Consider the following 1,103-nt stretch of genomic DNA (forward strand, 5'->3'; position numbering starts at 1 on the left):
CAGCAATGAGAAGTTGGCCCAGGAGCTCGCGGGACTGACGGACTCCGTCCACCGGGACGAACTCGCGCGAGCCCAGCAACGGCTCAGGATCGAAGCGCTGGAAACCCGCGCCATCGAGGAGCTTGGCCTGTCGGCGGAACAACTCGTGGCCGACTTCGGTCCGGAGCAGCCCGTTCCCGTGCCTGCCGCCGCCGTGGACAAGTGGGCCGAACTCCGCGCGCCGGTGGACGAGGACGGGAACGCCATCGTCGAGGGTGTTCCCTTCGTCCGCGCCGAGCAGGAGAAACGGCTCCGCAAGGCCGAAAGGGACCTCGCAGCCCTTGGCAAAGTGAACCCCCTGGCGCTTGAGGAATTCGCCGCACTCGAGGAGCGCCACCAATTCCTGAGCACGCAGCTGGAAGACCTCAAGTCCAGTCGCAAGGACCTTTTGGACATCATCAAGGAGGTGGACAACCGCGTCCAGCAGGTCTTTGCCGAGGCCTTCGCCGATACCTCCAAACAGTTCGACCACGTCTTTGCGCGGCTCTTCCCCGGCGGTGAAGGCAAGTTGGTGCTAACGGACCCTGATGACATGCTGACCACCGGCATCGAGGTGGAGGCACGGCCTGCCGGAAAGAAGATCAAGCGGTTGTCCTTGCTTTCCGGTGGCGAACGGTCGTTGACGGCTGTCGCGTTGCTCGTGGCGATTTTCAAGGCGCGGCCTTCGCCGTTCTACGTCATGGACGAAGTGGAAGCCGCGTTGGACGATACGAACCTGGGCAGGCTGATCACGATTTTCGAAGAGCTGCGCGAGTCCAGCCAGCTGATTGTCATTACGCACCAGAAGCGGACCATGGAAGTCGCGGACGCCCTCTACGGAGTGACTATGCGGGGCGACGGCGTGTCCACCGTCATCAGCCAAAGGCTCGGTGCCGAGGTCTAGCTTTGTGAGAAGCTAGGGGAGTGAACGATCTCCTCCCCATTATTTTGTCCATTGTCGCTGCCATCGTGGTGGTCGGAGGGCTGATTCCTGTCCTGCTCAAGGCGCGGAAGTCCTCCTCGACTTACGCTGGAACGCGCGACGCCAACGACCCCGCCGACAGGGCGCCGGCAGGCGGCGGAAC

At 63.0% G+C, this 1,103-nt stretch carries 1 protein-coding gene; it reads left to right on the forward strand.

The features are described from left to right. A partial coding sequence (locus tag AHiyo1_RS03915) for an AAA family ATPase (RefSeq protein ID WP_148667433.1) occupies positions 1–922 on the forward strand: 922 nt, incomplete at its 5' end. Positions 923–1,103: the final 181 nt, after the last annotated feature.

It is taken from the genome of Arthrobacter sp. Hiyo1 (assembly GCF_001263615.2).
Classification (GTDB): Bacteria; Actinomycetota; Actinomycetes; order Actinomycetales; family Micrococcaceae; genus Arthrobacter.